Annotated in this window: 21 protein-coding genes; 2 read left to right on the forward strand and 19 right to left on the reverse strand. The window is 39.7% G+C overall.

Annotation, left to right across the window (positions count from 1 at the left end; translation table 11 throughout):
* Window position 1: 1 nt before the first annotated feature.
* From cmk to yihA, 12 genes are all read right to left on the reverse strand, one after another.
* Complete coding sequence (gene cmk / locus PYS60_RS03885) at window positions 2–673, reverse strand: (d)CMP kinase (protein ID WP_315567856.1); 672 nt, start codon at window positions 671–673, stop codon at window positions 2–4.
* Window positions 674–699: 26 nt separating this feature from the next.
* A complete protein-coding gene (gene scpB / locus PYS60_RS03890) occupies window positions 700–1,299 on the reverse strand; it encodes an SMC-Scp complex subunit ScpB (protein ID WP_315567857.1) in 600 nt (199 codons plus the stop codon).
* A gap of 18 nt (window positions 1,300–1,317) precedes the next feature.
* The gene (locus tag PYS60_RS03895) at window positions 1,318–2,154 is read right to left on the reverse strand and encodes a segregation and condensation protein A (RefSeq protein ID WP_315567858.1); all 837 of its coding nucleotides are present in this window, start codon (window positions 2,152–2,154) and stop codon (window positions 1,318–1,320) included.
* Between the two features lie 2 nt (window positions 2,155–2,156).
* Complete coding sequence (locus PYS60_RS03900; protein WP_315567859.1) at window positions 2,157–2,891, reverse strand: site-2 protease family protein; 735 nt, start codon at window positions 2,889–2,891, stop codon at window positions 2,157–2,159.
* A 36-nt stretch (window positions 2,892–2,927) separates the two neighbouring features.
* Window positions 2,928–6,074 (reverse strand): isoleucine--tRNA ligase, encoded by a 3,147-nt coding sequence (ileS, locus tag PYS60_RS03905; RefSeq protein WP_315567860.1) that lies wholly within the window; start codon window positions 6,072–6,074, stop codon window positions 2,928–2,930.
* Between the two features lie 100 nt (window positions 6,075–6,174).
* The gene (locus tag PYS60_RS03910; RefSeq protein WP_315567861.1) at window positions 6,175–6,573 is read right to left on the reverse strand and encodes a methylglyoxal synthase; all 399 of its coding nucleotides are present in this window, start codon (window positions 6,571–6,573) and stop codon (window positions 6,175–6,177) included.
* A 168-nt stretch (window positions 6,574–6,741) separates the two neighbouring features.
* Window positions 6,742–7,443 carry a RadC family protein gene (radC, locus tag PYS60_RS03915; RefSeq protein WP_315567862.1) on the reverse strand — a complete coding sequence of 234 codons (702 nt, stop codon included), beginning with the start codon at window positions 7,441–7,443 and terminating at the stop codon, window positions 6,742–6,744.
* A gap of 169 nt (window positions 7,444–7,612) precedes the next feature.
* Window positions 7,613–9,013 carry an asparagine--tRNA ligase gene (gene asnS, locus PYS60_RS03920; protein WP_315567863.1) on the reverse strand — a complete coding sequence of 467 codons (1,401 nt, stop codon included), beginning with the start codon at window positions 9,011–9,013 and terminating at the stop codon, window positions 7,613–7,615.
* Window positions 9,014–9,048: 35 nt separating this feature from the next.
* Complete coding sequence (locus PYS60_RS03925) at window positions 9,049–9,576, reverse strand: SEC-C metal-binding domain-containing protein (RefSeq protein WP_315567864.1); 528 nt, start codon at window positions 9,574–9,576, stop codon at window positions 9,049–9,051.
* 45 nt (window positions 9,577–9,621) lie between these two features.
* The gene (gene holA / locus PYS60_RS03930) at window positions 9,622–10,695 is read right to left on the reverse strand and encodes a DNA polymerase III subunit delta (RefSeq protein WP_315567865.1); all 1,074 of its coding nucleotides are present in this window, start codon (window positions 10,693–10,695) and stop codon (window positions 9,622–9,624) included.
* A 50-nt stretch (window positions 10,696–10,745) separates the two neighbouring features.
* Window positions 10,746–12,521 carry a ComEC/Rec2 family competence protein gene (locus PYS60_RS03935; RefSeq protein ID WP_315567867.1) on the reverse strand — a complete coding sequence of 592 codons (1,776 nt, stop codon included), beginning with the start codon at window positions 12,519–12,521 and terminating at the stop codon, window positions 10,746–10,748.
* A 78-nt stretch (window positions 12,522–12,599) separates the two neighbouring features.
* A complete protein-coding gene (gene yihA / locus PYS60_RS03940; RefSeq protein WP_315567868.1) occupies window positions 12,600–13,214 on the reverse strand; it encodes a ribosome biogenesis GTP-binding protein YihA/YsxC in 615 nt (204 codons plus the stop codon).
* Between the two features lie 176 nt (window positions 13,215–13,390).
* On the opposite strand from yihA, the gene PYS60_RS03945 reads away from it, so the two are divergent.
* On the forward strand, window positions 13,391–14,608 hold the full coding sequence (locus tag PYS60_RS03945; RefSeq protein ID WP_315567870.1) for a ribose-phosphate pyrophosphokinase: 1,218 nt from the start codon (window positions 13,391–13,393) through the stop codon (window positions 14,606–14,608).
* Window positions 14,609–14,623: 15 nt separating this feature from the next.
* A complete protein-coding gene (gene prs / locus PYS60_RS03950; protein WP_315567872.1) occupies window positions 14,624–15,847 on the forward strand; it encodes a ribose-phosphate diphosphokinase in 1,224 nt (407 codons plus the stop codon).
* 58 nt (window positions 15,848–15,905) lie between these two features.
* Here prs and PYS60_RS03955 read toward each other — a convergent pair whose 3' ends face one another.
* The 7 genes from PYS60_RS03955 to PYS60_RS03985 form a co-directional block, all read right to left on the reverse strand.
* Entirely contained in the window at window positions 15,906–16,346 is a 441-nt protein-coding gene (locus PYS60_RS03955) for a hypothetical protein (RefSeq protein ID WP_315567873.1), read from the reverse strand.
* 197 nt (window positions 16,347–16,543) lie between these two features.
* On the reverse strand, window positions 16,544–18,190 hold the full coding sequence (locus PYS60_RS03960; protein ID WP_315567875.1) for a DUF4091 domain-containing protein: 1,647 nt from the start codon (window positions 18,188–18,190) through the stop codon (window positions 16,544–16,546).
* A 30-nt stretch (window positions 18,191–18,220) separates the two neighbouring features.
* Window positions 18,221–19,726: a glycoside hydrolase family 31 protein gene (locus PYS60_RS03965; protein ID WP_315567876.1), complete on the reverse strand. Its 1,506-nt coding sequence runs from the start codon at window positions 19,724–19,726 to the stop codon at window positions 18,221–18,223.
* A 62-nt stretch (window positions 19,727–19,788) separates the two neighbouring features.
* Complete coding sequence (locus tag PYS60_RS03970; RefSeq protein ID WP_315567878.1) at window positions 19,789–20,622, reverse strand: carbohydrate ABC transporter permease; 834 nt, start codon at window positions 20,620–20,622, stop codon at window positions 19,789–19,791.
* Window positions 20,619–21,518, reverse strand: coding sequence for a carbohydrate ABC transporter permease (locus PYS60_RS03975; RefSeq protein WP_315567880.1), 900 nt, complete (start codon window positions 21,516–21,518; stop codon window positions 20,619–20,621). The genes PYS60_RS03970 and PYS60_RS03975 overlap by 4 nt, the downstream gene beginning before the upstream one ends.
* A 97-nt stretch (window positions 21,519–21,615) precedes the next feature.
* Window positions 21,616–22,929: an ABC transporter substrate-binding protein gene (locus tag PYS60_RS03980; protein ID WP_315567882.1), complete on the reverse strand. Its 1,314-nt coding sequence runs from the start codon at window positions 22,927–22,929 to the stop codon at window positions 21,616–21,618.
* A 130-nt stretch (window positions 22,930–23,059) separates the two neighbouring features.
* Complete coding sequence (locus PYS60_RS03985) at window positions 23,060–24,409, reverse strand: glycoside hydrolase family 16 protein (RefSeq protein ID WP_315567884.1); 1,350 nt, start codon at window positions 24,407–24,409, stop codon at window positions 23,060–23,062.
* Window positions 24,410–24,464: the final 55 nt, after the last annotated feature.

Here is a 24,464-nt window from a genome sequence, read left to right on the forward strand (position 1 = left end):
TCTATACAATCGGTTGAATAATTGCGCTTATACGTTCCAAAACTTCCTGAATATCCATCTGACTGGAATCAATATAAACTGCTTCTTTCGCCTGTTTTAACGGTGCCAGTAAACGATTAATATCTTGGAAATCACGTTGATTAATTTGATTCAATACACTTGTATAATCACATTCCAAACCCTGCTGATTCAAATCCTGCCACCGTCTGCTTGCTCTTTCTTCCGGTCTGGCATCAAGATATATTTTAACATCAGCTTGCGGTAAAACTACAGTTCCTATGTCACGTCCGTCCATTATAACGTTATTATGTGCCGCAAATTCCCGCTCCAATTCCAGAACATAATTTCTCATAGCCGCATTTTGACTCAGCAGTGAGGCTGAATGACCGATACTTTCAGTTCTGATGGATTTATCAACAGCTGAATTATTTAAGCTGTAACGAACGTCCTTACCCATAACCTGAATTTTAATTACAGCTCCCTGTAAGATAGTATTAATTGCAGCCGGATCGTTAATATCCAAATTATTCTCTTCCGCATATAATGCCAGGCAACGAAATAATGTACCTGTATCCAAATGATACAGATGAAATTTTTCCGCCAATAAACGGGCTATAGTACTCTTGCCCGCTCCGCTCGGTCCATCAATCGCTACTGCAATATGTTTCATCATTCCTACCTACCTTTTCCTAAGCGTACTTAATTTTCTATTCCTGCCGCACTTACCTGATCATTCAATTGTTGTAAGCTTTCATACATCAGCAACGGTTGCACCGGCAAATCTTTTGTCGAACTTAATCCGAATAAACGTAAAAACTTGGCCGTAACAACATACAAAGCCGGATGTCCGGGCATCTCCAGGACGCCGCTTTTCTCAATCAATCCCAAATCCGCCAAATTATTGATTACAGAATCGGAATTGACACCGCGGACCAATTCAACCTGTGCTCTTGTACAGGGTTGATTATAACTTATTGCTGCTAAAACTTCATAAGCCTGGTTGCTTAGTCTAATCTTACCGCCATTGTCGAACAAACGGCGCAAGAGCGGTTTAGCCTGCGCCTGCACAGTTAAAACATAATTATTGTCTACTTTTCTCACTTCAAGCAGCGAACCTTCGGTATGATACTTCTCATTCAATTTCATTACCAAATTTGTCAATTCTGCTGCTTCACAGTGCAACAGTTGTTGTAAACTTTCTTTTAATAAGCCGTCGCCTGCAGCAAACAGCAAGACTTCTAAAGCGTTAATATCCGCTTTGTTATCATTCTCACCCGTTTGAATTTGCTCTTCTTCCATAACATTACACCACCAATATTACTGATAATCGCTCGGAACATCACTTATATCCGTATCCTGCAACTCGTGCGTCTCATTTTTGGTTAAAACAATGTCGGACGCATAATTGTCCTGTCCGGCAATAACAAGTTGTCTTCTGATTAATTCCAGTAAAGCCAAAAATCCGGTAATTTTACTTTCCTTGCCGGCATTTTGCAAAAATTCGGAAAAATACAACTTTTTTCGTTCGCAAACTTTTTGATACAAAGACTGTAATCTTTCTTGTAAGCTGACTTTTTCCCGCGCTAAAATATAACGAAGTTTCTCACTGAGATTCTGGTACATTTCGCCGTTACGCCGAGCCATTTTAGCAATAATTTCATAAAATTTTTCCACACTGCATTGTTCTGCCGTCAAATCTTTGCGTTCAGAATCGGCACCTAAATCACGTTTACTTAGAGGCGGACGGACAACAGCATAGGCATAAGCGGCATACCTATCCTGTAAACTTAAAGCTAATTGTTTACAGCGCTTATATTGTAACAAGCGAAAAACCAAATCATCGCGCGGATCTTCTGCTGCTTGTGTATCGTCACCGTTAAGAGGCAGAAGTAACCTGGACTTAATCTGCATCAACGTGGCGGCCATCAGCAAAAACTCACTGGCAATTGCTACATTAAAATCTCTGGCTGCCTGCAAATAAGCAAAATAACTGTCTGTCAACTCTTTAATCGGAATATCATAAATATCAATTTTATGCTTACCGATCAAATACAGCAGTAAATCAAACGGTCCGTCAAAGTTCGCCATTTTCAAGGCTAATTTTTCCTGACTCTCGTTCTTGGAAATATATAAATTTAAACTTTCATCCGCCATACTCAAACTACTAAATTTACCAAAAAATTAATCAGATTGATTACCGGCCCGACAATAGGATCCATCAATCTCCCCAATATATTGAAGGGTAAAATCGCCATAACTAAAAGTGCCATCATGAAATTACGGCTGTTATTATTCAGGAATATCTGTACTTTCGGCGGCATAAATAAGCTCCATATCCAATAACCGTCCAACGGCGGGAAAGGTAAGATATTAAAGCACAGGAGTCCCAAATTTATTCGATACATATAACTCAACAGTAATATTAAAGTTTGGGTAAAGCGCAAATTACCGATAATTTGATTATGCTTAAACACTAAGGCAAAGCCGAAAGCTGCGAGCAACGCTAAGCAAAAATTGACAAATATACCGGCTAACGATACAACCAAATTCGCCCCTCGACGATTATACTTCGGCGAAAAATTAGCCGGATTAATCGGTACGGGCTTAGCCCAGCCTACAGGCGCAAACATAATCATAAGTAAACCAAAAGGATCAAAATGAGCCAGGGGGTTCAAAGTTAAACGTCCGGCATTATAAGCAGTCATATCACCGTAGTGATATGCTGCCAAGCCGTGACCGAGCTCATGTAAAACAATTGAGATTATCAATACGAATATTCTACAAGCCGTATCCAACATACCGCCTGTATGAAATACCGTACCCATAAACAAAGGCAAAATAAGCCATGCCGAATAATGGTGCGTAAACGGTAGGTTGTAATTATCTCTCATAAAATCTCCTATATGTTAGTCTCGTTTGCTTTGCAGCTAATTGGGCATTACCTCAATATCCAAGCTGACAAGATGACCGTTAAGATCGAATTTCTCCTTTAAATCGGAAGTATTGTCCTGTTGCAGTACAGACGCTTGAATTTCAAACATAATCTGCTGCCGGTACGTTTGCAACATCGCTTCTACTTCGTTGTCGGAATTATATAACAGCTTAATTTTGTCCGTTACATTATAATCGCGTTGTTTACGCAAATTCTGCACTTTGGAAACAAACTCACGATACAAACCGGCCTGCAGCAATTCCGGGGTCAAATGCAAGTCCAGTGAAACGGTCATATTCCCTTCACTTACAGTAGCATAATCAGCTTTTTGCTTTGTTTCAATCAACAAATCATCTTTTCCGAGTTCTTCTTCTTTCCCGTTAACGAGTAACAATATTTTCCCGTTCTTTTGTAATTCCGCATAAGCTTCACTACCGTTCAAAGAAGCCAGAGCCTGCTTCACTTCGTTCAAATTTTTACCGAAGCGACGACCTAAAGTTCTTAACTGCGGCTTAAAAGCATAATCAATAAAAGATGTCGCATCCTGACTGAAAACAATATTACGGATGTTCAACTCATCTTCAATTTGCTCGATAGCCGCTTTACTGACAGACGTATCATGCAAACCGACAACAGTCATACTTGACAAAGGTTGACGATTTTTAACTTTTGAGATATTACGTGCAGCACGACCGAGATTAACCAGCTGTCGTACCAGTTGCATTTCTTGTTCCAATTCGGAGTCGATCAAATTTTCGTCCGCCTCAGGATAAGTTGCCAAATGTACTGATTCAGGGTATGTTCCTTCTTCTTTCGGAGCATACAGAACATGCCAGATTTCGTCAGCCAGGAAAGGCGTAAACGGTGCCAGCAGACGACTTAATGTCTGCAATACTGTGAATAAAGTCTGATATGCAGCCAATTTCGACTCATCTTCAGCACTGGCCCAGAAACGTCCGCGATTACGTCTGACGTACCAGTTACTCAATTCATCGACATATTCCTGAATCAATCTTGTTGCCGGCGTCAATTGATATTCATCCATCAACTTATTGACTTTTTTCACCAACGTATTCAGTCTGCTGATAGCCCAACGGTCAATTGCCGGTAAATCGGTGATTTTTTTCACATTAAAAGGATTGTACTGATCAATCTCCGCATACAAAGCATAAAATGCAACTGTATTCCACAGGGTGCTCATAAATTTACCTTGTAATTCCGTCACAGTCTCCAAACTGAATCTGCTCGGTAACCAAGGATTGGAATTGGCATAAAAATACCAACGTACGGCATCCGCTCCCGGTCCGTCCAAAATAGATTGCGGCGCTACAACGTTACCTTTATGTTTACTCATTTTTATACCGTCTTTATCCAGCACCAGGCCTAAACAAATGACGTTTTTATAAGGACTTTGATCCCACAATAAGGTGGCAATAGCCAACAAAGAATAAAACCAACCGCGCGTCTGATCCTGAGCTTCGGAAATAAAATCAGCCGGAAAGTGTTCTTCAAAGAACTCTTTATTTTCAAACGGATAGTGGTACTGCGCGAAGAACATCGCACCGGAATCGAACCAAGTATCTATAACTTCCTTAACTCGGGTCATCTCCCGGCCGCATTCCTGACAACGTAATTTTATCTCATCAATGAAAGGTTTATGCAATTCTATGTCATCCGGACAGGAAACGGCAAGCTTTTTCAGCTCTGCAATGCTGCCGACACAATAGCGATGATGGGCGGGACATTCCCAAATAGGCAAAGGTGTACCCCAATAACGCTCTCTCGACAAAGCCCAGTCTATGACATTCTCCAGGAAATTACCGAAACGACCATCTCTGACATTTTCCGGCAACCAGTTAACACGAGAATTATTTTGCAACAATTTCTCTTTAACTTTAGTCATAGCGATAAACCAACCGCTGCGAGCATAATAAATTAAAGGAGTATCACAACGCCAACAATGCGGATAATTATGCTCAAAAGGCAGGACCTGATACAACAGACCGTTTTTACGCAAATCGTTAATAATCATTTCATCCGCTTTTTTACAGAATACACCCGCATAAGGGCCGCATTCAGAGGTTAATTGACCTTTAAGATCAACAAATTGAATTGTCGGTAAATCGGACATCCGACCGATTTGCGCATCATCTTCACCGAAAGCAGGAGCAATATGGACTATACCTGTACCGTCGGTAACAGTAACATAATCACCCAAAACCACATACCAGGCTTTTTTACCGGTAGACGCAACAAAATCGCGGGCGAAATCAAAAAGCGGCTCGTATTCGATGCCGGCCAAGTCTTTGCCGCTGTATCGTTGACAAATCTTATATTGCTGATCGCCTAAAACAGCAGCAAGTCTCGCTTCTGCTAAATATAAATACTCTTCTCCCGTTTGGACTTTAACATAATCAATTTCGGGATTGACACACAAAGCGGCATTGGAAGGTAAAGTCCAGGGAGTGGTTGTCCACGCCAGAATATAAGTGTTATCTTCTCCTTTAACTTTAAAACGCACAAATACGGAATTTTCTTTCACATCTTTATATCCCTGTGCCACCTCATGACTTGACAAAGATGTTCCGCAGCGAGGACAATAGGGCAATATTTTATGACCTTTATATAAAAGTCCCTTTTGCCATATTTGTTGCAAAAGCCACCATTCAGATTCGATGTAATAATTATGATAATTTATGTACGGATGTTCCATATCCGCAGAATAAGCTACTCTCTCGGACATGTGTTGCCACTCGTCTTTATAGCGCCAAACACTTTCTTTACACTTCTGAATAAAATCAGCTACACCGTAAGCCTCTATTTGACTTTTACCGTCAAGATTAAGTTCTTTTTCAACTTCCAGTTCAACCGGCAATCCGTGCGTATCCCAACCGGCTTTGAAAGCAACATTATACCCCTGCATCCTTTTGCGCCGTGGAATGCAATCCTTAATAGAGCGCGTCAAAATGTGACCGATATGCGGTTTACCGTTGGCTGTTGGCGGGCCGTCATATACCGTAAAATGAGGTCCTGTAGGATTTAATGCTTGAATTTTTTCCGCCAATTTTTGCTCTTGCCAGATTGCTAAGCGTTTTTCTTCTCTCTTAGCAAAAGACATATCGGCACTTAATTTTGGATACATAGCTATACCTTCCTCTAAATAAATATCTAAGCAGTTATTATAAAAAAAAGCTGAGCAAATGTCTATTTGCTCAGCCGGTAAAATACAAAAAAGTAAATACTCAATGCACCAATTCACGCCAATCCAAATCGCCGCGGTCTATAGCCAAAATTAAAATTTCGGCCGTAGCAATGTTAGACGCATAAGGAATAGTATTAACATCGCAAATATCAAGTAAACTTCTGCTATATTTATTGTATTCCGTACTTTGCTGTCTCGTATCGCGCAAATGAATAACCGCATCAATTTCGTTATAACCGACTCGTTGTGTTATTTGCCCCAATCCTCCGACTAAATCACTGGGAACCCCCGTGACATTCAACCCGACATTCTCCTCCAATAACCGAGCCAAATTCAAAGTAGACAAGAGTTGGTGCCGTTTCAACAATTGTTTATACGCTATACAGAAGTTAATTAATAATTCATTCTTGCGATTATCCGCCAACAGAACTATTCTCACTCTCTCTACCTCACAATCATTATTTGTGTACAGAATAAGCCTATTGACTTGTTAATTCAACTAACAAAACGCCGAAATTTAGCAAAAATTTTATACAAATTGCACAAATCTGCCCCGGCTGTCCAATTTTCGCACTGAAAAGCAAATAAAAAACACTTTCACCGAAATCTACGGTAAAACAAACAGCTCACCGAAATCCGATCGCATACTCGTATAACCCTTCGAAGTTACAACTAAATGGTCATGCAAAATAACGTCAATCTGTGCCAAACTTAGAACCAATCTGCGAGTAGCACATTTATCCGCCTCGCTCGGTGCAGCATCACCGCTTGGATGATTGTGCACAATTATAGCACTGTGACAATTGTAACGCAAAGCCTGACGTAGAATATCATGATTTTCAAATTTCACGCTATACAGCGAACCATCTTTGATTACACACTCACGCAGGAGCGAATTATGACAATCAAGCAAAAGCAGCAACAATCTTTCCGTTGTTAAAGAGGTAATATGCCAAACATATTTATAAACAGCTTCCGGCGAAGATAAGTTCCGTATAGACGGCTGCGTGTCGGCACTGTTAATTCTCTTGGCCAGCTCAATACAGGCACACAATCTTGCGGCTTTTGCCGTACCTATACCTTTAATTTCACGAAAATCCTGACTTTCCAAAGATGCTAATTGACGCAAATTTCTCCCGATCATTTCATGTCTCAGCAAATCTTCGGCTAAATCCAAACTAGATTTTCCCTTGTGACCGTTTTGCAATATAATTGCCAGCAATTCTTCGGTAGTCAGCTTGGAAGCTCCGTTGATCATCAGTTTCTCATAAGGTCTTTCGCATTCGAGCATTGCAGATTCACTAAACATTTTGTATTCACCTCCTACAAAATATTATGCAGAAACAGACAGCTCTCGAAATAACCGTTTTTCGACAAAAATACAAAATTTATTCGTTAAAAATCCCTTCTTACTTTTAGACTTTTAAGCAGGAAGGGATTAAATTACAAACGATCAGAAATTAATTCAATTATTAAAATCAATACATGGCATTACCGGCTGTACGCGGGAAAAGTTCCACATCTCTAATATTGGCAACTCCCGTCAAATACATCAGGATACGTTCAAAGCCCAAGCCGTAACCTGCATGCGGTGCCGAACCGTAACGCCGCAACTCGTTGTACCAGGCATATTCCTCGACATTCAAGCCTTTTTGTGCATACGCCTGCAAAAGCTTCTCCATTCTCTCTTCACGTTGCGAACCGCCGACAATTTCACCTACACCGGGAACCAGACAATCAAATGCCGCCACGGTCTTACCGTCGTCATTTTGGCGCATATAGAAGGCCTTAATAGCTGCAGGATAGTCGGTAACGAATACCGGTGACTTGAAAACTTCTTCAGCTAAATAACGCTCGTGTTCCGTTTGAATATCGCTTCCCCAAGTAACGGGATACTTAAATTTACGCTTGGATTTTTGCAGCAAATCAATAGCTTCCGTATAAGTAACACGGGCAAAATCGCTATTAAGTACATGATTAAGGCGTTCGATTAATTCTTTATCCACAAACTTATTCAGCATTGCAATTTCTGAAGGGCAACGTGTTAAAACCTGCTTGATAATGTGTTTCAGCATCGCTTCCGCCAGATTCATCGCATCGTTAATATCGGCAAAACTGATTTCAGGTTCAATCATCCAAAATTCAGCGGCATGACGTGTGGTATTGGAATTTTCCGCTCTGAAAGTCGGACCGAAAGTATAGACATTTTTGAAGCACTGGGCAAAAGCCTCCGCATGCAGTTGACCTGTAACTGTTAAAAAAGTTTTTTTGGCAAAAAAGTCCTGACTGTAATCAACTTCACCTGTCGCAGTTTTGGGAACATTGTTCAAATCCAACGTCGTAACTTGAAACATTTCTCCCGCACCTTCAGCATCATTTGAGGTGATTACCGGAGTGTGCACATAGAGGAAATCACGATTATGGAAAAATTCGTGAATCGCGTAAGCCGCTTCACTTCTGATACGGAAAATCGCCTGCAAAAGGTTCGTCCGCATTCGTAAATGCGGAATTGTCCTTAAATATTCCACCGTATGACGCTTAGGTTGCAAAGGGAAATCAGCCGGACAATCACCTACCAGAATCAACTCCGTAACTTGCATTTCCAAGGGCTGCTTAGCTGCCGGAGTCAGAACGATCTTTCCCTTAGCCGTATAAGCTGTACCTGTACCTTGATGTACCAGTTCATCATAATTTGAAACATTGTCACGATTAACCACTAACTGTAAAGGTTCCTGATAACTGCCGTCCTGCAAAGAAATAAAAGCGAAGGCTTTCTGATCACGAATAGTTTTAGCCCAACCGCTTACTACTACCTCTTTATCTGCAAAATCGGCCGGTTGTAACATTAATTGTTTAATCTCAACATTATACTTCAGCATATAATAAACCTCCCGGGTAAATGCTGCACTGAAATTTACATTTCTTTGTCGTGCTTATGCATACAACAATTTTTATATTTTTTGCCTGAATTACAGTAGCAGGGATCATTTCTGCCGATTTTGTCGCTTACGGCAATATTGTCGCGGCGATAATTTTTGGCAATTTCTTCACGTTCGGCTGCCGGGATCACGTTGTCCCACGCGTCCAATTTGTAAAGCCAGTTAGCTTTAGCAGCATGCATATTATAGTAAAGTTTTCGGTAATCAATCTGCAAATCAAGTTCAGTTGTTTCTGTCAAACTCTTCATATCGACAGCTTGTTGCAAGCTTGTATTGATACCCTCGATAAATCCTGCAAAAATATCAAGTTTCTTGCCGAAACCCAATTTGCTGCACAACTCATTTACTGTGCCCTTGGTGAATTTACCGTTATCAGGATATGCAGACAAAATCTGCTCGTAAGCTTTTTGTTCCAGCTCATAGTATTCTTTCATGTAGCTTTGATACTTACCCATATCGCTGATATCTTCACTTTTTTTCGTCCACTCATCATAAAAAGACATATATCTACCTCGATAATCAATAGTGCTTAAATATTAAGCGTATTTTCAATTTTCTGCAAATTTAATCGGCAAATCCGTTTGAAAAATTTTCGCCAGCAAAAAATCAAGGACGGCATCTTCCGCTAAAATTCCATTTTTGTAGGCAAAATCGCAATCGGCGCAAAACATAATTAATTGTTGCAAATCCTGATTGGCAAACATTCCCGCCTGTTCCTGCAGTTTACGCAACTTCCAGGCATTTATACCGCCGGTTGCATTATTCTTCACCAGGAATAATTCCCGCATATGCCGGGCAATCAGTAATAAGATTACCGGAACCGGCTCCCTGTTCCGACGTAAAGCATTAAGTTTGCTCAGTGCCGCCGATAAATTTTTGTTTCCCAAAGCATCAAGGAAATCAAATACATTAGCCTGCAAATCAGCTTGTAATAATGAATCAATCGTTTTCACATCAATCGTGGTGACCCTATTAGCTGTACAATACAATTGCAATTTGTTGATTTCACTTTGTAAGCGCGCCAGACTGTTTTCACATCTCGAAGGTAATGAATTTAAAGCATCACGAGTAATTGACAAGTTTCTTTGTGTCAAACTCTTCTGTACCCAAGCTGTTAAAGTCGCTTCATCAAGTAATTCAAAATTATATAACCCGACGCCGGACAGTTTCTGCCAAGCTTTGGTCTGTTTCAATCTCACGTCAATTTTATCTTCTATAAACAGGCACAGAAGCGGGCAGTCCGATTGCAGTAATTCTACGAACTCGGCAAAATGTTTTTGTTGCTCATTCGTCAAAGCTCGGGCGAATAAATCGGACTTCTTAACCAGCATAATGCGCCGTTCCAGGAAAAACGGCGGCATGCGACATTCACTCAAAAAGCTCGGCCAATCGAGATTACTCAGATTATTATCGCAATCAAACACATGAACATCCGGCTGCTCACGCCAATCTTCCGGTAATTTCAGAAATTTTCTCAATTCCTGCCGAAAAGTTTGTACAAGGAAGGTTTCCGGCCCGCTTAATACATACGCCGTTTTCACATTGCCGCTATGAAGTTCCTGCAACGCCTGCTTGTATATAACCAAACTGTCTGTACAATTATTTTTACTTTTCCTAATCATGTTTTAAGTCTACCATATTCTTGTGTAATTTAGTGCTATTTCCCCGACAATTATGCGCAAAAAGCCAATGAGAAAATCAAACCGCCGAAGGTAATTATCAGATAGCGCAGCCAATGCTCTTTCTCAGCTCTTATTGTACTTTTCAGATAATAACGATAATAAGTGAAAAGCAGCAGAACTAAAGCGGCTGCAATAATATATTTTCGTTCCGGCAGAGATAAAGTGAAAGAATTCACCCAATGTAAATTCAATCTTAAGTAGTGCAACAAATGTTGAAAAATTGCAGGTATAAAATAAAGATTTTGCCGGCAAAAAACAAAAAGCAGCAAATAAATTAAGGACAGCATCTGAAACAGCAGGCATAACAGCGTCATTTGCGGCAGAATTATTATATTTCCCAAAATGAAAGCCAACGTAAGTTTACTCTCCAATAATCCGCAATAAGAATATACAGTTTGTACACAAGCTAAGCAGAAAAGTGAAGCAATTAATTTGTTGAATAACGGTTGCAGGCAATCCCGCACAGCGCGCGGCGAAAAGATCACAGTCAAATCTTTCTCCCGTAGCTTGCGGGAATCTTCTTCCTCTGTTTTTTTATTTTGTATTTTCTGCCAATACGGCAAAAACAGGTAAATACTCAAACAGGCTGTCAGACTGAGGTGAAAGCTGAAATTATTAATAAGGTAAGGTCGCCACAGCATCAGTAAACCGTTGCCGTAAAAAAGTAATCTTATTCTACTGTAATTGCGTCGGCAAACTTTAGTAACTTCAGCCAGACACAGTTGAATTACGGCTCGCCAAAATGCTACTTGCGTCCAATAAAAGCAGGCAAATAAAGTTAATATTAAAGTTGTCAGTATTCTTCTTTGACTCCAGCGAATATTAACAGCTTCCACGATTAAGCATATTACTAATAATACGAGATGAGCATGTTGACCGGAAGCAACTAAAACATGGATTATTCCGGCCTGCTTGAATGCCGTTTTATCGCCCTTAGATAAATAAGTACCCTCAGCCCAACATACAGCCTGCAAAAGTCCGGCATCGGCAGATGATAAGGAATGTGCGAGTAATTTGTACCAAGCAGTATGAAAATTTTGCAAGCGATAAACTGCCTGTTTTAATCGCCAATAAAAAGGTAGTCTTTTTTGTATTTTGCTGATTTTTCTAACGGATATTTTGGCATAAATTCCCTGCCCGGCTAAATAATCTTTCTCGGCAAATTTGAAGGTGTTTTGCGGAATACTCATTTTACCGTTAAGCCGAAGTAAGGTCCCGGCAGCTATATCTTCCTGTCTTTTCCCTTGTATCAGGTCAACGGGTAAATCCAGTTTTAGCCGTAAACCGTCGAGACTTTCAGCCTGAACCGTGTAAAGTCTGCCCGCCTCGTTTAATAAATTTTCAGTTACCACGTCTATTTCCGTCTCATAATCCGTGTTTTCACTTGCCGCTTGGAAATTGGATACATACATGCGATAAATTTTTTGTTGTTTCCAATAATTGTTTTGATATAGGAAAGATAAAATCAGAAATACGGCTATATTGCCGGCAATACTGATAACAAAATTGTTTTTTTCCGTTCGTTTCTGCTCTCTTCCGGTGCAAGGTCTTTGCCGCTGCCGATAAGCAAATAAACTCATCGCAACTGATAAGGTCAGAATTAATGAAGCTGATAATAAACTTATTTTCGAGTTTCCGCTCCGAATAAAAGTCCGTGTCAGTTCATAATATGCAATCAGAGCAAAAAGCAGAGGGATACGCACCGCTTTCATATATAAAGCAGTACAATAATCTATAAAAATTTTCCATCCGCCTGCATTCCACATGTCGCAATTATAGAGAAAATGCCGGCAGATAAAGTTCCTGAATTCGAACAAAAATTCAAATTAATTCGTTAATTCAACTTACAAATTACAATCGGCTACAATCTTTCTGATGTAGCTTAATAACGGTTCCAAGGTTTCTTTTTGTAAGGAAGAAACAATAAACAGAGCCTGCTGCTGCGCATAATCGGGCAATACACGTCTTATTGCCTGTAAAGCTTTTTGCTGTTCGGCTCGACTGAGTTTGTCCGCTTTATTAAGTAAAATTGCATAAGGCAAGCCCTTAAAATCCAACCATTGCAGCATTGCCATGTCCATATTTGTCGGCAAATGGCGAATATCCAAAAGGACTAAAATACAGGCAAACGGTCGTTCCGATTCTAAATAATTATCGGTAAGTGAAGAAAACTCCGCCTGCTTGTCCCGACCGGCAGCACTATATCCGTATCCGGGCAGATCAGTCAGATAAAATTTCACTTCCATATCATTAACTTGAAAATAATTTACCGCTTGTGTTTTTCCCTGCTTCCGGCTCACTTTAGCTAAAGAATTTCTACCTGTTAAAGCATTAATCAGACTGGATTTACCCGCATTCGATCTGCCTGCCAAAACAATTTCCGGCAACAAAGGCATATCAGCTTCTTCCAATTTATAAACCGACTTGACAAATTGACACTTTTCCAAAACCTTCAGCATATATCTTCTCTCTGCTACAAAATAAAACTTATCTCAATCAATGATAACATATTTACTCTCCCTGAATCAGGGCGGAATTGCGAATTTTTATCAATTTTAAGTTTTTTTACTCGTTGTTCCATGCAATCTGGGCTATAATATAAGCATTATGTTGAGAACATAAAGGAGTTAACGGCATGCCGGAAGAAAAAGCAAAAGCAAAGCAGTACTTTACTTATGATCAATACGGAGACAATATTATGGTTCCTGTCGGTCCCTTGATTGTTATTCCGATTGGTGCATCAAAATTTTGTGAACAGGTAAATGCTTGGTTGTATGATCGCAGACAAGCTTACTTTACCGGTGGAGCTAACCGGGAAATTTTGCAGGAACCGGGTTTTTTAAGAGAAAACTACTTAATGCTTCCCCGTAATTTACGTTTGGAAACCGGTGAAGGCAGAATTCACCTGATCAATACCGTTCGCGGACATGATGTTTTTATTGTTTGCGATGTTATGAACTATTCGGAAACCTATGAATTCTACGGTTCCGAGAAGGCTATTACGCCGGATGAACATTATCAGGATTTGAAGAGAATTATTCTGGCCTGTTCCGGTAAAGCTCGCAGAATTAACGTAATTATGCCTTTCCTGTATGAGAGCAGACAGCATCGTAAAAACGGCAGAGAATCTTTGGATGCAGCTTATATGCTGGAAGAGCTGCAAAATTTAGGCGTAAATAATGTTATTACTTTTGATGCGCACGATCCGAGAGTTGCTAACGCCGTGCCGCTTCTCAGTTTTGAAAGTATTCCCACTACCTACCAAACTTTGAAACGTTTGTGTAAATCCTATCCTGATTTAGAGTTCAAGCGTGATAAACTGATGATCATCAGTCCGGATGAAGGCGGTGTCGATCGTGCTATGTATTACGCTTCGATGCTCGGCTTGGATTTTGCCGCTTTCTATAAGCGCCGTGATTACAGTCAGGTCGTTAACGGTCGCAATCCTATTATTGCCCACGAATTTTTAGGTGATAACGTCGAAAATATGGATATTCTGATCGTCGACGATATGATTTCCAGCGGTGATTCCATGTTGGATATAGGTAGAGAATTGAAGAAAAGAAAGGCCGGAAGAATTTTCTGTGCAGCAACTTTCGGACTCTTCACTTCCGGTTTGGAAAGATTTGATCAAGCACATGCTGAAGGAATATGTGATGCGGTATTAACAAGCAATCTTATTTATTTGCCGCCCGAATTGTTGGCTAAGCCCTGGTTCTGTCAGGTAGATTGCAGTAAATTTGTCGCACTTTTGATTGACGCTTTGAACCACGATTCTTCCTTAGGAGCTTTGGTGGATCAGACGCAAAAAATTGATCGTCTTCTGGCAAAATACAATAAAAAAGCCAACTGAGTATAAGGAGCATTTATGTCACTTTTATTTGATGATGATAATTATTCCCTTTATAACCAAAACCGCAGCGTCCGTATGGGTGTAGTCGGACCTTTGGCCTTGATTGCCACTCGCGGCAATGAATCTTACGTTAATAAAGTTAATGATGAACTGTACAGAATAAGACGTAAACAAGTAGAAGAAAGACCGGAAGTCTTATTAACGGCACCCGGTTTTCTACGTAAAGATTATCAGACTGAAACCAAGTTTGTCCGTTTTTCTTCCGGTGAAGCTAAATGCAGTATTGAACAAACTTTGCGCGGACATGATGTTTTCATTATTGCCGATGTTCTGAATCACGGTGTTACTTACAATATGCGCGGGTTGACTGTTCCTATGTCTCCTGATGAACATTTACAGGATATCAAGCGCGCTATTTTGGCAATCGGCAACAAAGCTCAGCGTATAAACGTCGTAATGCCGTATCTTTATCAGTCAAAGCAAGTTTTGCGTTTGAGCCGTGCCGCTCTGGATTGTGCTCAGATGTTGAAAGAGTTGATTAATCTCAATGTGCATTCGATTATTACTTTTGAACCGCACGAGCCGCGTATTGAAAATGCTATTCCGCAAATAGGCTTGGAACGTATTCCCTGTTCGTATTTACTTTTAAGAACACTTTTGGAAGGTGAAAGTAATTTATCTGTTGATAAAAAGGATTTGGCGATTATCAGTCCGGATGAAGCTGCGATGAAACGCGGTATATTCTACTCCTCTATTTTAGGCGTCCAAATGTCCACTTTCTATCGGCAAAGAGATTATACCGGCGGTAAAAATAACAAAAACGGTGATTATCCGGTTTCTAAATATCGTTTCTTAGGTGAAAATCTTGCCGGTAAAAATGTTTTAATCGTCGATGATATGATTATCAGCGGTGAAACAATGTTGAAAACGGCTTACCGCCTGCGGCAGGAGCAAAAAGTCAAAGATATTTACTGTTTGGCGACCTTCCCGATTATGACCAAAGGTGTCAAGGACTTTTGTCAGGCTTATAAAGATGGCGTAATCAAAGGATTGTACAGTACCGACTTGATTTATCACACACCGGAACTGAAGGAGCAGATCTGGTATCACGAGGCTGATACGACCAAATTCGTCGCTTCTCTGATTGACTGTATTAATCATAATGCTTCAATCTCCAAGCTGATCGATCAAACAGCTTCCATTAACGAATTATTGGAAAAGCGACGCCATAAAATTTAATTATTCATCAATTGACTGTTAGAGGTGCTTACATCGCAATTTCGTTGTAAGCACTTTTTTAACCGTTATTTCTTTTGCTGCCTCTTATGCAAACAATTTGCATATAATTGAATCCGAAAATTATTCCGGCCAAAAGTAAAGCTGTCCCCAAACCTGTATAGAAAAAAGCAATAAAGCGTTGCGGGACTGCAGAATTTGCTCGCAAAACTATACCTAAGGTCATCATTATTGCCATAATACTAAAAGATTTAACATCAAAAAATTTAAGGAAGAATTGTTTTTCTCCGGTCAATTCTCCGATTCTCTTCGTATGCTTTTGCACAAGCTTGGAAAAAATCAGAAAATAAAACAGAATGAATATCAGCGCACTCAATGTATAATTCTCCCAGGTTAGATAGTCGGTATAAGCAATAATTCCCAAACGCATTATATTGATACCGGCAATGCTCCAAACCGAACAAGCTAATAATAAGAGCGTTTGTTTTTTTACTTTCAACATATTTTTCCTCCGTCTACGAATATCCCTGTTTCCTGTCACACCTTAATTTCCCGCAAAATTGATTCTACGGCTAAATTGAACAACTGCAGCCGTTTAGACGCTATAAAATATCATAACGTCGAGTAAATCGAACTTTGTTCAATTTCAATTATAAAAGTTGTCGCCCCGCTGTCAAGCGAAACGGCACTTAAATAATTTCAGTTTTTCTGTTCCAGCGCTTGTAATAATTGCTCATATAAATCGGCAATTTTATGCGGATCGGATTCATAAGTACAGTTATTCGTAAAGGCCTGATCCAACAGTTTACGAAACACAAACGGATCTTTCAGTTCCAGTAATTGGAACAAAGCTACATCTTCCACACCCCGCCTTTGCGCCTCTAAACGCATACTGATATTAACTTCATTTACAGTCGGATAAACAATAAAAGCGTCTCCACAAGGAAAATTAGTCCCAATACCGGTATGATTAGGACAACTTGTAGCTTGAAAAGGATCCATATTATCCGGGAACTGATTTAAGCCCCAATGTAAAAAGCCGCTCAAATGATTTTTGGCACAACCCCAAAATAGTAAACGATTTCTAATTAAGGGCGAATCCAAAAAACGGTTCAACCAGTAACCTTCCGGACCGCAACAAACATATACCCAGACTTTTTCACCTAAACTGATTAATTGATCAAATTCCTTTTTTTGTCGTTCATAACCGACAGTTCCCGGGACCCAAATATCAATACCGCCGCGAAAAGCAGCCGAATCAACCGCTTCAATAATTTCTACTCCGGGCAAATACTTGCGCAAAATAGAGGCTGCTAAATAATATTGGCGTCTACGCGCCTGCAAACAGTTTTCATCCCGATAATGAATATCCGGTTCATCGTGAATATGAAAGAAAATATTCTCCGTCCAACCGTGTTTATGCAAATAAGCTGCTAAAGCTTGAACAAATCGTACTGTAAATTTATAGCCTTCCAAGCTGTCAAAATTTAAATTTTCAGCTAAAGCACACTTAAAATCAGCTGTATACATATCGGGCAACTTATTCGGCAAATTACCGCGATCTAAAAGAACACCCATTTCTAAATTGACCAAACCGCGTTGCAAAAAGACTTTGATGCGTTCAGTTAAATGCTCAAAATTAAAAAGACACTTTTCCCGATCAACTACACATTGCTCATCGAACTGCAAATAAAATGTATTTTGATGCAAACGGCGCATAACTCGGGCATATTTATCTAAAATCGCCAAATAAGCTTGAGTGTTTTGTTCTACCTTATGCATGCGGACAATCGCCTTTTCAGAAAACCAGTTAGTAAAATTGAACGTATTTTCAGGCACTGTAACGTTATAAACTCGCACCTCCAAATGAAGTTCATAATGCAAATTTTCAGCTTCTGCTACTAATTTCAGCGGATAAGTACCGGCTGTAAGGCCATTTTCAACTTTAAGACAAATGTATACCGCCGCCCTGCCGTCTGCACAAGCGATTCTGCCGTCAGGACTTTTAAGTAAGCAATCATAAACCTTAAAAGGAGCCAAACGGGTAGCATAATCCGGCTTTTTTTCAAGTTTGTCGGTTAAAACCATTGCTCCGCCCTGCTTTTCCCCGTCTCCCGTATTGTATTCAACCGGAATTGCCCGCATTTGATAATATTCCACGGTAAAATCGGCGCTTGCAACCCGGAATTGCACGAATTTTTCAGCAGAAGGCAGAATAATTTGCAGCGAAGAATAGTTATTCAAAGCCATGGCTAAATGCATTTCAGTCGGTAAAGGTCCGAGTTTACTGTCCGGATAAAGAAATACATCAGCAGCACTTACTAAACCTATATTATTTTTTTCCATAATTTTTCTCGCAATTTCAACTCTAAAATTTCAACTTTGATAAGACAATCTTTCCAGAATACATAGATGACGATAATCAGCCGGCAAAACAATATTTTGACAGCCTTCATACACAGTTGCATCATAACGCCATTTACCGGGAGGTAATGTTAAGCGAATTTCTTTCTGATTCGGCTTATCCGTCGGGGCAATCAAATACTTATCGCCCAACATAAAATAATTTGTGACTTTACCTAATCCGGCATTGGGAAAAACATACTCCAGCAACCTTAAAACAGGTTCTTTCGTCACTCTTGCTCGAGCAATAAGTTGTGCCAGATAAGGCCACAATTCACGCCTTTGATCTAATAATTCAAGGACTGAACGGTTAGTCTCCGTCCCCAAAATTTCTGCCGGCAAAAGTGAAAATTGTACATTAGGAAATAATATGGCGATTTGACAATGCGCTAAAAACAAGGCGCGATCATGTTTGATGCCGGACTGTAAATCTTTAATTTCGCCGCCACCGATCATATCTGCCGCTATAAAAGGATGTCCGCCCAAACCTAAGGCTAAAGCCGCCGGTACCAGAGACTGTACCCCGTTTTCCCCGAAACTGTGACGTTTATCTGCCAAACGCTCAAACAAGTTCAATCCGGCGCCGTTAAACTCCGCCCTAAGCTCGTTGTAATTGTAACTTGAGGCGAATTCCGCCCATAAGTAACTTTGCTTATCCGGTTCATGTTCCGCTAAATAGTACATACTATCACCGCCGTCGAACTTAAAGCCGTCAACACCCAGCGCCTGTAAGCGCTCCAATTTTGTTCTTAAATATTCAATTGCTTCACGCTTACGCAAATCCAAGCAGGCTGAACTTTCATTCCACCATTGCAAAGAATAAATTTCGGAGTTTCGCCGTAACAATAAATCTTTTTGCAGGCAATCAGCATATGCAGTCGTATTAAAGCTGACATACGGACAAAGCCAAAGCATCACTTTAAAGCCTAAAGCATGTAATTGCTGCAGCAATAATTCCGGTTGGGGAAATTTTTTCCGGTCAAATTGCCAACTGCCATATGTATCACACCATTTGTCATCAATAATAATTGTTCCCTCGGGTAAACCGGAAGCAATAATTTTTCGAGCATAATCAAGGACTTTTTCAGCGGTTACCTCAAAAGGTGCATACATCCATGTATTATAAATCGGATATTCGAACAAATAATCGGCAACTGTTATGGGAGCGGCAGCAAAAAAATTTTTTACTGCATATAAATAGGCTCCGCGTAAATCTTTTTGCCCGCTGACAAACTTTAAATCAGCATCATCGCCGGCTGTTACTTCAATCTCGCCGCAATGGAAACGAATTCTGAAGCCTGCGGCAGCATAAATCAGACGTCCTTTACTGCTAAGCAGTAAAGGCTGCATCTGATTCGGTGTAGGATTATTTTCTAAAGTAAGTACGCAATCACTTTCCTCAGTATAAGGCATTTGTAAGCCGTAAGAACTGACAGCCGGGTACCATAATTCTTCCGGCAAGAATTCAATATTATGCATAACTTATCCTTTCAATTGCAAGTATAATTAGCCCCAACCAACTGTAAGAACTGTATCACAATTTAACCCTTAACCGACCCTTGAGTAACTCCGTTTATAATCAGGCGTTGCATCAATATATAGATAATAGTCAATGGTAAAATACCTAATATCAGCATCGGGAACAAACTTGCCCAATCTGTAGAAAATTGTCCGACATTACGATACACTTCCTGCAGAATAACATCTTTGGAACGTGAATGTAAAAACAAGGAAGGATTCAAATAGTCGTTCCAAGTTCCAAGCATAACAATAATACTGACAGTAGCAATAATAGGTTTCAGGAGCGGTATAACAATTCTGAACAGAACGGCATATACACCGCAACCGTCAATACGCGCAGCTTCTTCAATCTCTTTGGGAATAGCGGCAACGATAAATGACTTTATTAAAAAAATTGAGCTTATAGTACTGGAAGCAGCTCCAATCAAAATAACCGAAAAAAGATTATTAACCAAGCCTAAAGCACTTATCATCCGATACAAACCCGACAATCCCATCTGTACCGGTATCATCATACCTATCAGGAAAAACAAATAAATACCGTTGTTAAATTTACTTTCACGTCTGGCCAACGTATAGGCTGCAAAAACACTGACTGTAACATTGATTAAAACAGTCATAACAGCAATAAATACAGTATTGAACAAAGCCCGAGGAAATTGCATCTTATAAAAGGCTTTAACATAGCCGGCAAAACTGAAAGATGTCGGTAAAGCTAAAGGATGCGCTGCAACCTCCGCTCCGGTCTTGAACGTTGAAACTACCAAGTAATATACCGGTATCATCCATAAAACAATCAAAATAAACAGAAATACAAAAATAATCCTGTTGACAAATTTCTCGCGTTTCATCATGACACCTCTCTTTCCCACTTTTTAAGCAGGCCTAACAATATTAAGGTAAACAGCATGACAATCAAGAAGAAAACGACACCGAAAGCCGCTGCCAGACTATAATTACCATCGTTAAAACCGAATTGAATCATAGCACTGATAATTGTTTGAGTAGAATATCCCGGACCGCCTCCGGTCATAGCATGCACAATATCAAATACCTTTAATCCGCCAATCAAAGAACTGATAGTAACAACCGTAACTCCGGGATACAGCAAAGGTAATGTAATACGACGGAATATTTGCAGAGAATCGGCACCGTCTATTTTGGCAGCTTCTATCATATCTTCCGGAATAGTTTGCAAATTAGCTAAATAAATTACAACTGCCCAACCGACCCACTGCCAAACTTGCGTAAAAATAATAGACGCAAAACCGTTCTTGCTGCTGAGAAAACCTATGGGATTCAAGCCGATTTTTAATAATAGTTGATTTATTAATCCTGTATCACTCGGGCCTAAAATCACTTGCCACAAAAATCCCATTACTAAAGGCGAAAACATAGCCGGCAAAAAGAAAGCGGCGCGGAAAAAATTTGACCCTTTAATTTTACGATTCAACAACACTGCTAAAGGAATAGCGATCAACGACTGAAAAAAAGTCATAAAAAAGGCGTACTTAATAGAATTTAATAAAGCCAATCTTAATTCAGCCATTTTCAGAACCGTTAAATAATTTCTAAAACCGACTATCACATAATCAATAACATGGAAGCGATTATAATTGGTAATACTGAAATAAAAAGTACTGAAAAAAGGCACTACTACAAATAACACATAGAGTATCAAAGCCGGTAACAGCAAAGCTTCAATCAGCAATTTTTCTTTGAAAGTCCGCGAGAATAATTTCTTATGCATCTTACTTCCTCTTTATTCAAAAAAGAAGGTATTATCTACCTTCTTTTCTAAAATTAATTAATGAATTAAAGTTAAATGTTCAATTCGGACCGAAAGACTACTTCTTTTGTGCCATAATCTCTTCAACTTTTTGATCCATTTGTTTCATGACATCGGCAACACTGCCGTTACCTTGAACAACTTCCTGTAAGCCTTTACCCAACACTTCGTTGTAATCAGCTTTCCAAACAAACCACGGGCAGTAAACGCTACCTTTGTTCAAAACTTCTTTAACACCGCTGAACTCTTCAGGCAACTTAATATTTGCGCCTTCCAGGAACGAACCGCTACCCGGTGAACCGGCGCATAAAGCTTGCTGGCCTTCAGGTGTAGCCATCAATTCAAGGACTTTCAACGCGGCTTCTTTATGCTTGGAGTTAGCATTAACACCGTAAGTTACACCCGGACCGCCAATCAAGTATTCATTACCTGCTTTTGTGCCGACAAAAGGCATCATATCAAATTTCAAATTGGGATTAGCTTCTTTGATGGCCTTAACTGACCAAGGACCTGACTCCCACATAGCCGCTTTACCTTGAGCAAATTGTTTCAAAGCCGTATCATAATCAACTTGCAACATCTCCGGCACAATATAACCGCCTTTGATATACTTATCTGCCCAAATTTTAACGATTTTTTCCAATTCGGAACCGCTGAATTTAGCTTTGCCTTCACGAATTTGTACGTCAAAGTCACGGCCGGCGTCAGTTTGTAAGTAATCTACGGTTGCTAAACCTAACGGGCTTTTAGCCAAAGGTTCCCAAGACTTGTTACCCCAAGCTTGCGGTACAACACCTGCAGCTTTGAGTTTTTTATGTACTTCCATCATTTCATCAAATGTCTTCGGAATAGCTATACCATGTTTCTTGAAAATTTCTTTGTTATAAAAGATGCCTTCAAACCATGAAATACCCGGTACACCGTAAACTTTTCCCTGATAAGAAATAGCATTAAGAGCTGCTTTGGAATATTTTTTTATGAAAGGTTTATCAGTCAAATCCAGCAAATAACCGGCACGGATATGTTCCGTCAATTCGCCGGAAGGCATAATATCAGGGCCTTCTCCGGCTTGTAATTGAGTTGCCAGTGTTCCCTTAAATTGATCAACTGAGACAAAGTTAAATTCAATTTCGATATTAGGCAATTTTTCTTTAGCCAGTTTCAAGAAATCTGCTACTGTCTCTTCCTTGTTCCAGTACATCATCCGTAACTTAACTTTTTCGGAACTGCCGGTTTTAGACTCTGTTTTGCCTGCAGCTGTCTGTTTGTTATCAACTTTCTTAGAATTGGAATCAGTTGACTTTTGGGGACCTGCACAACCGACGAGCATCGCAGTTGCCAGTATTATTCCTGCTAATTTCTGCATTTTCATAAAGAATACCTCCATGTATGACTTATTCTATCATAAATATTATGCAAAATAAACACCTTAACCGCTGATTTCAATTCAAAGTTTGTGCAATTTGTATAATACAGTCTTATTTCTTATTCATCTTTTATTTTTATGAAAATTGCAATTCATTTATAGCAAAATGTTTCCATTGCAAATTAGCCGCTAAAACCTTAACCCTAACATGTTTGCTCCTAATTTTATGAGCAAACTTAAATTCCAGGCATTCAGTTTCGCCGTCATTTTTCAACCAATTAAACCCCTTAATTTGACCGATTTCTTTCCACATTCCGGTAGCAGCATCAAAATATTCTATCTGTAAATCTTTTACTCCCTGTCCTTGACCGTAACGAGTATATAATTTCATCTTTTCCAACGTTTGCGTTTGCTTGAAATCTGCATAAATAGTTGCAGGAAATTCAGGATTATCCGCACTTTGCAAAGTAGTAGCAAAATTATTATCATTCAAATGTCCCGGTTGATGATACCAATTCCAAGTAAAATCTCCGCCGAAAATAGCACTAAAGCTCGGAACTTTTTGAGCTGAAATTTCAGCCGATTTTTCCTCTGCTAGATCAGCCGCAACCATCTCATCTGTTTTGTAGACTCTAAAATAATCAATATCAAAGCTCTTGGGATACGGCTGTTTTTCATCTACCGCTCCCTGCCAGGAAAATAATCCGCCCCAAGATTGATATATTCCCAACAACGTATACATCTTATAATCGGGTGATTGCTTGGAACTGCGTACCTTTTTTCCGTCAAAATACCAATTCATACCATTTTTAGTCCACTCGAAACCGTAAATATGGTAATCTCTGCTGACATCCGTATTAACCCAATAATTAAGGCTTTGTTTTTTTATCACAGTATCATACCACGGATGAATGGTAACCCAAACTTTGCTTTTAGCCGGATGAATATCTTTTCCCAAAATTTCAAAAATATCAACTTCTGCCGATTTATCATATTGCCTCTGATCACCAATCATCCACCAGGCACTATGTATACCTCCGCCGCTTTGAGCTTTGGCTCTTAATTCAAAGTAACCGTATTTGGTTGCATAATTGTCCACAGCCGGGAAATGATTGCTTATAGGAAGAGAGCTATCCCAAATATGTAAGCCGTCTTTCATCCCGGTTTGAATACTGCTTATTTGTTGTTTGGTGCCCGGACGCCAGCCCGGCTGATTTTGATCAATCAACAATTTAATGTGTCCATCTGCAATTATATAATTTGCCTTTACTAAATTTAATTGTGACCAATGAGGCAAATAAATATCACTGAATAATGATTGATCTAATTGATTCTCATTAAATTCAGCTTGCTTAACTAAATGCCATTTTTCAGCACCTTCCGGCAAAAAAGGATGTTCTTCTGTCGCCGAAATATTTCCGGCCCAAGAAAATAAAATGATACCTGTCAACAATAATCCTGCTAATTCAGCTCCGATACTTTTCATGAAATCTACCTTTTACACAAATTTATAAGTAAAAAGTAGCATGATTTGCAGCGTA

Source organism: Amygdalobacter indicium (genome assembly GCF_029101545.1).
Classification (GTDB): Bacteria; Bacillota; Clostridia; order Saccharofermentanales; family Fastidiosipilaceae; genus Amygdalobacter; species Amygdalobacter indicium.

What these genes read in the sequence shown, in the direction of transcription:
- cmk (WP_315567856.1), bottom strand. Translation starts at nt 673, where the DNA reads ATGATGAAACATATTGCAGTAGCGATTGATGGACCGAGCGGAGCGGGC.
- scpB (WP_315567857.1), bottom strand. Translation starts at nt 1,299, where the DNA reads ATGGAAGAAGAGCAAATTCAAACGGGTGAGAATGATAACAAAGCGGAT.
- PYS60_RS03895 (WP_315567858.1), bottom strand. Translation starts at nt 2,154, where the DNA reads ATGGCGGATGAAAGTTTAAATTTATATATTTCCAAGAACGAGAGTCAG.
- PYS60_RS03900 (WP_315567859.1), bottom strand. Translation starts at nt 2,891, where the DNA reads ATGAGAGATAATTACAACCTACCGTTTACGCACCATTATTCGGCATGG.
- ileS (WP_315567860.1), bottom strand. Translation starts at nt 6,074, where the DNA reads ATGTATCCAAAATTAAGTGCCGATATGTCTTTTGCTAAGAGAGAAGAA.
- radC (WP_315567862.1), bottom strand. Translation starts at nt 7,443, where the DNA reads ATGTTTAGTGAATCTGCAATGCTCGAATGCGAAAGACCTTATGAGAAA.
- asnS (WP_315567863.1), bottom strand. Translation starts at nt 9,013, where the DNA reads ATGCTGAAGTATAATGTTGAGATTAAACAATTAATGTTACAACCGGCC.
- PYS60_RS03925 (WP_315567864.1), bottom strand. Translation starts at nt 9,576, where the DNA reads ATGTCTTTTTATGATGAGTGGACGAAAAAAAGTGAAGATATCAGCGAT.
- holA (WP_315567865.1), bottom strand. Translation starts at nt 10,695, where the DNA reads ATGATTAGGAAAAGTAAAAATAATTGTACAGACAGTTTGGTTATATAC.
- PYS60_RS03935 (WP_315567867.1), bottom strand. Translation starts at nt 12,521, where the DNA reads ATGTGGAATGCAGGCGGATGGAAAATTTTTATAGATTATTGTACTGCT.
- yihA (WP_315567868.1), bottom strand. Translation starts at nt 13,214, where the DNA reads ATGCTGAAGGTTTTGGAAAAGTGTCAATTTGTCAAGTCGGTTTATAAA.
- PYS60_RS03945 (WP_315567870.1), top strand. Translation starts at nt 13,391, where the DNA reads ATGCCGGAAGAAAAAGCAAAAGCAAAGCAGTACTTTACTTATGATCAA.
- prs (WP_315567872.1), top strand. Translation starts at nt 14,624, where the DNA reads ATGTCACTTTTATTTGATGATGATAATTATTCCCTTTATAACCAAAAC.
- PYS60_RS03955 (WP_315567873.1), bottom strand. Translation starts at nt 16,346, where the DNA reads ATGTTGAAAGTAAAAAAACAAACGCTCTTATTATTAGCTTGTTCGGTT.
- PYS60_RS03960 (WP_315567875.1), bottom strand. Translation starts at nt 18,190, where the DNA reads ATGGAAAAAAATAATATAGGTTTAGTAAGTGCTGCTGATGTATTTCTT.
- PYS60_RS03965 (WP_315567876.1), bottom strand. Translation starts at nt 19,726, where the DNA reads ATGCATAATATTGAATTCTTGCCGGAAGAATTATGGTACCCGGCTGTC.
- PYS60_RS03970 (WP_315567878.1), bottom strand. Translation starts at nt 20,622, where the DNA reads ATGATGAAACGCGAGAAATTTGTCAACAGGATTATTTTTGTATTTCTG.
- PYS60_RS03975 (WP_315567880.1), bottom strand. Translation starts at nt 21,518, where the DNA reads ATGCATAAGAAATTATTCTCGCGGACTTTCAAAGAAAAATTGCTGATT.
- PYS60_RS03980 (WP_315567882.1), bottom strand. Translation starts at nt 22,929, where the DNA reads ATGAAAATGCAGAAATTAGCAGGAATAATACTGGCAACTGCGATGCTC.
- PYS60_RS03985 (WP_315567884.1), bottom strand. Translation starts at nt 24,409, where the DNA reads ATGAAAAGTATCGGAGCTGAATTAGCAGGATTATTGTTGACAGGTATC.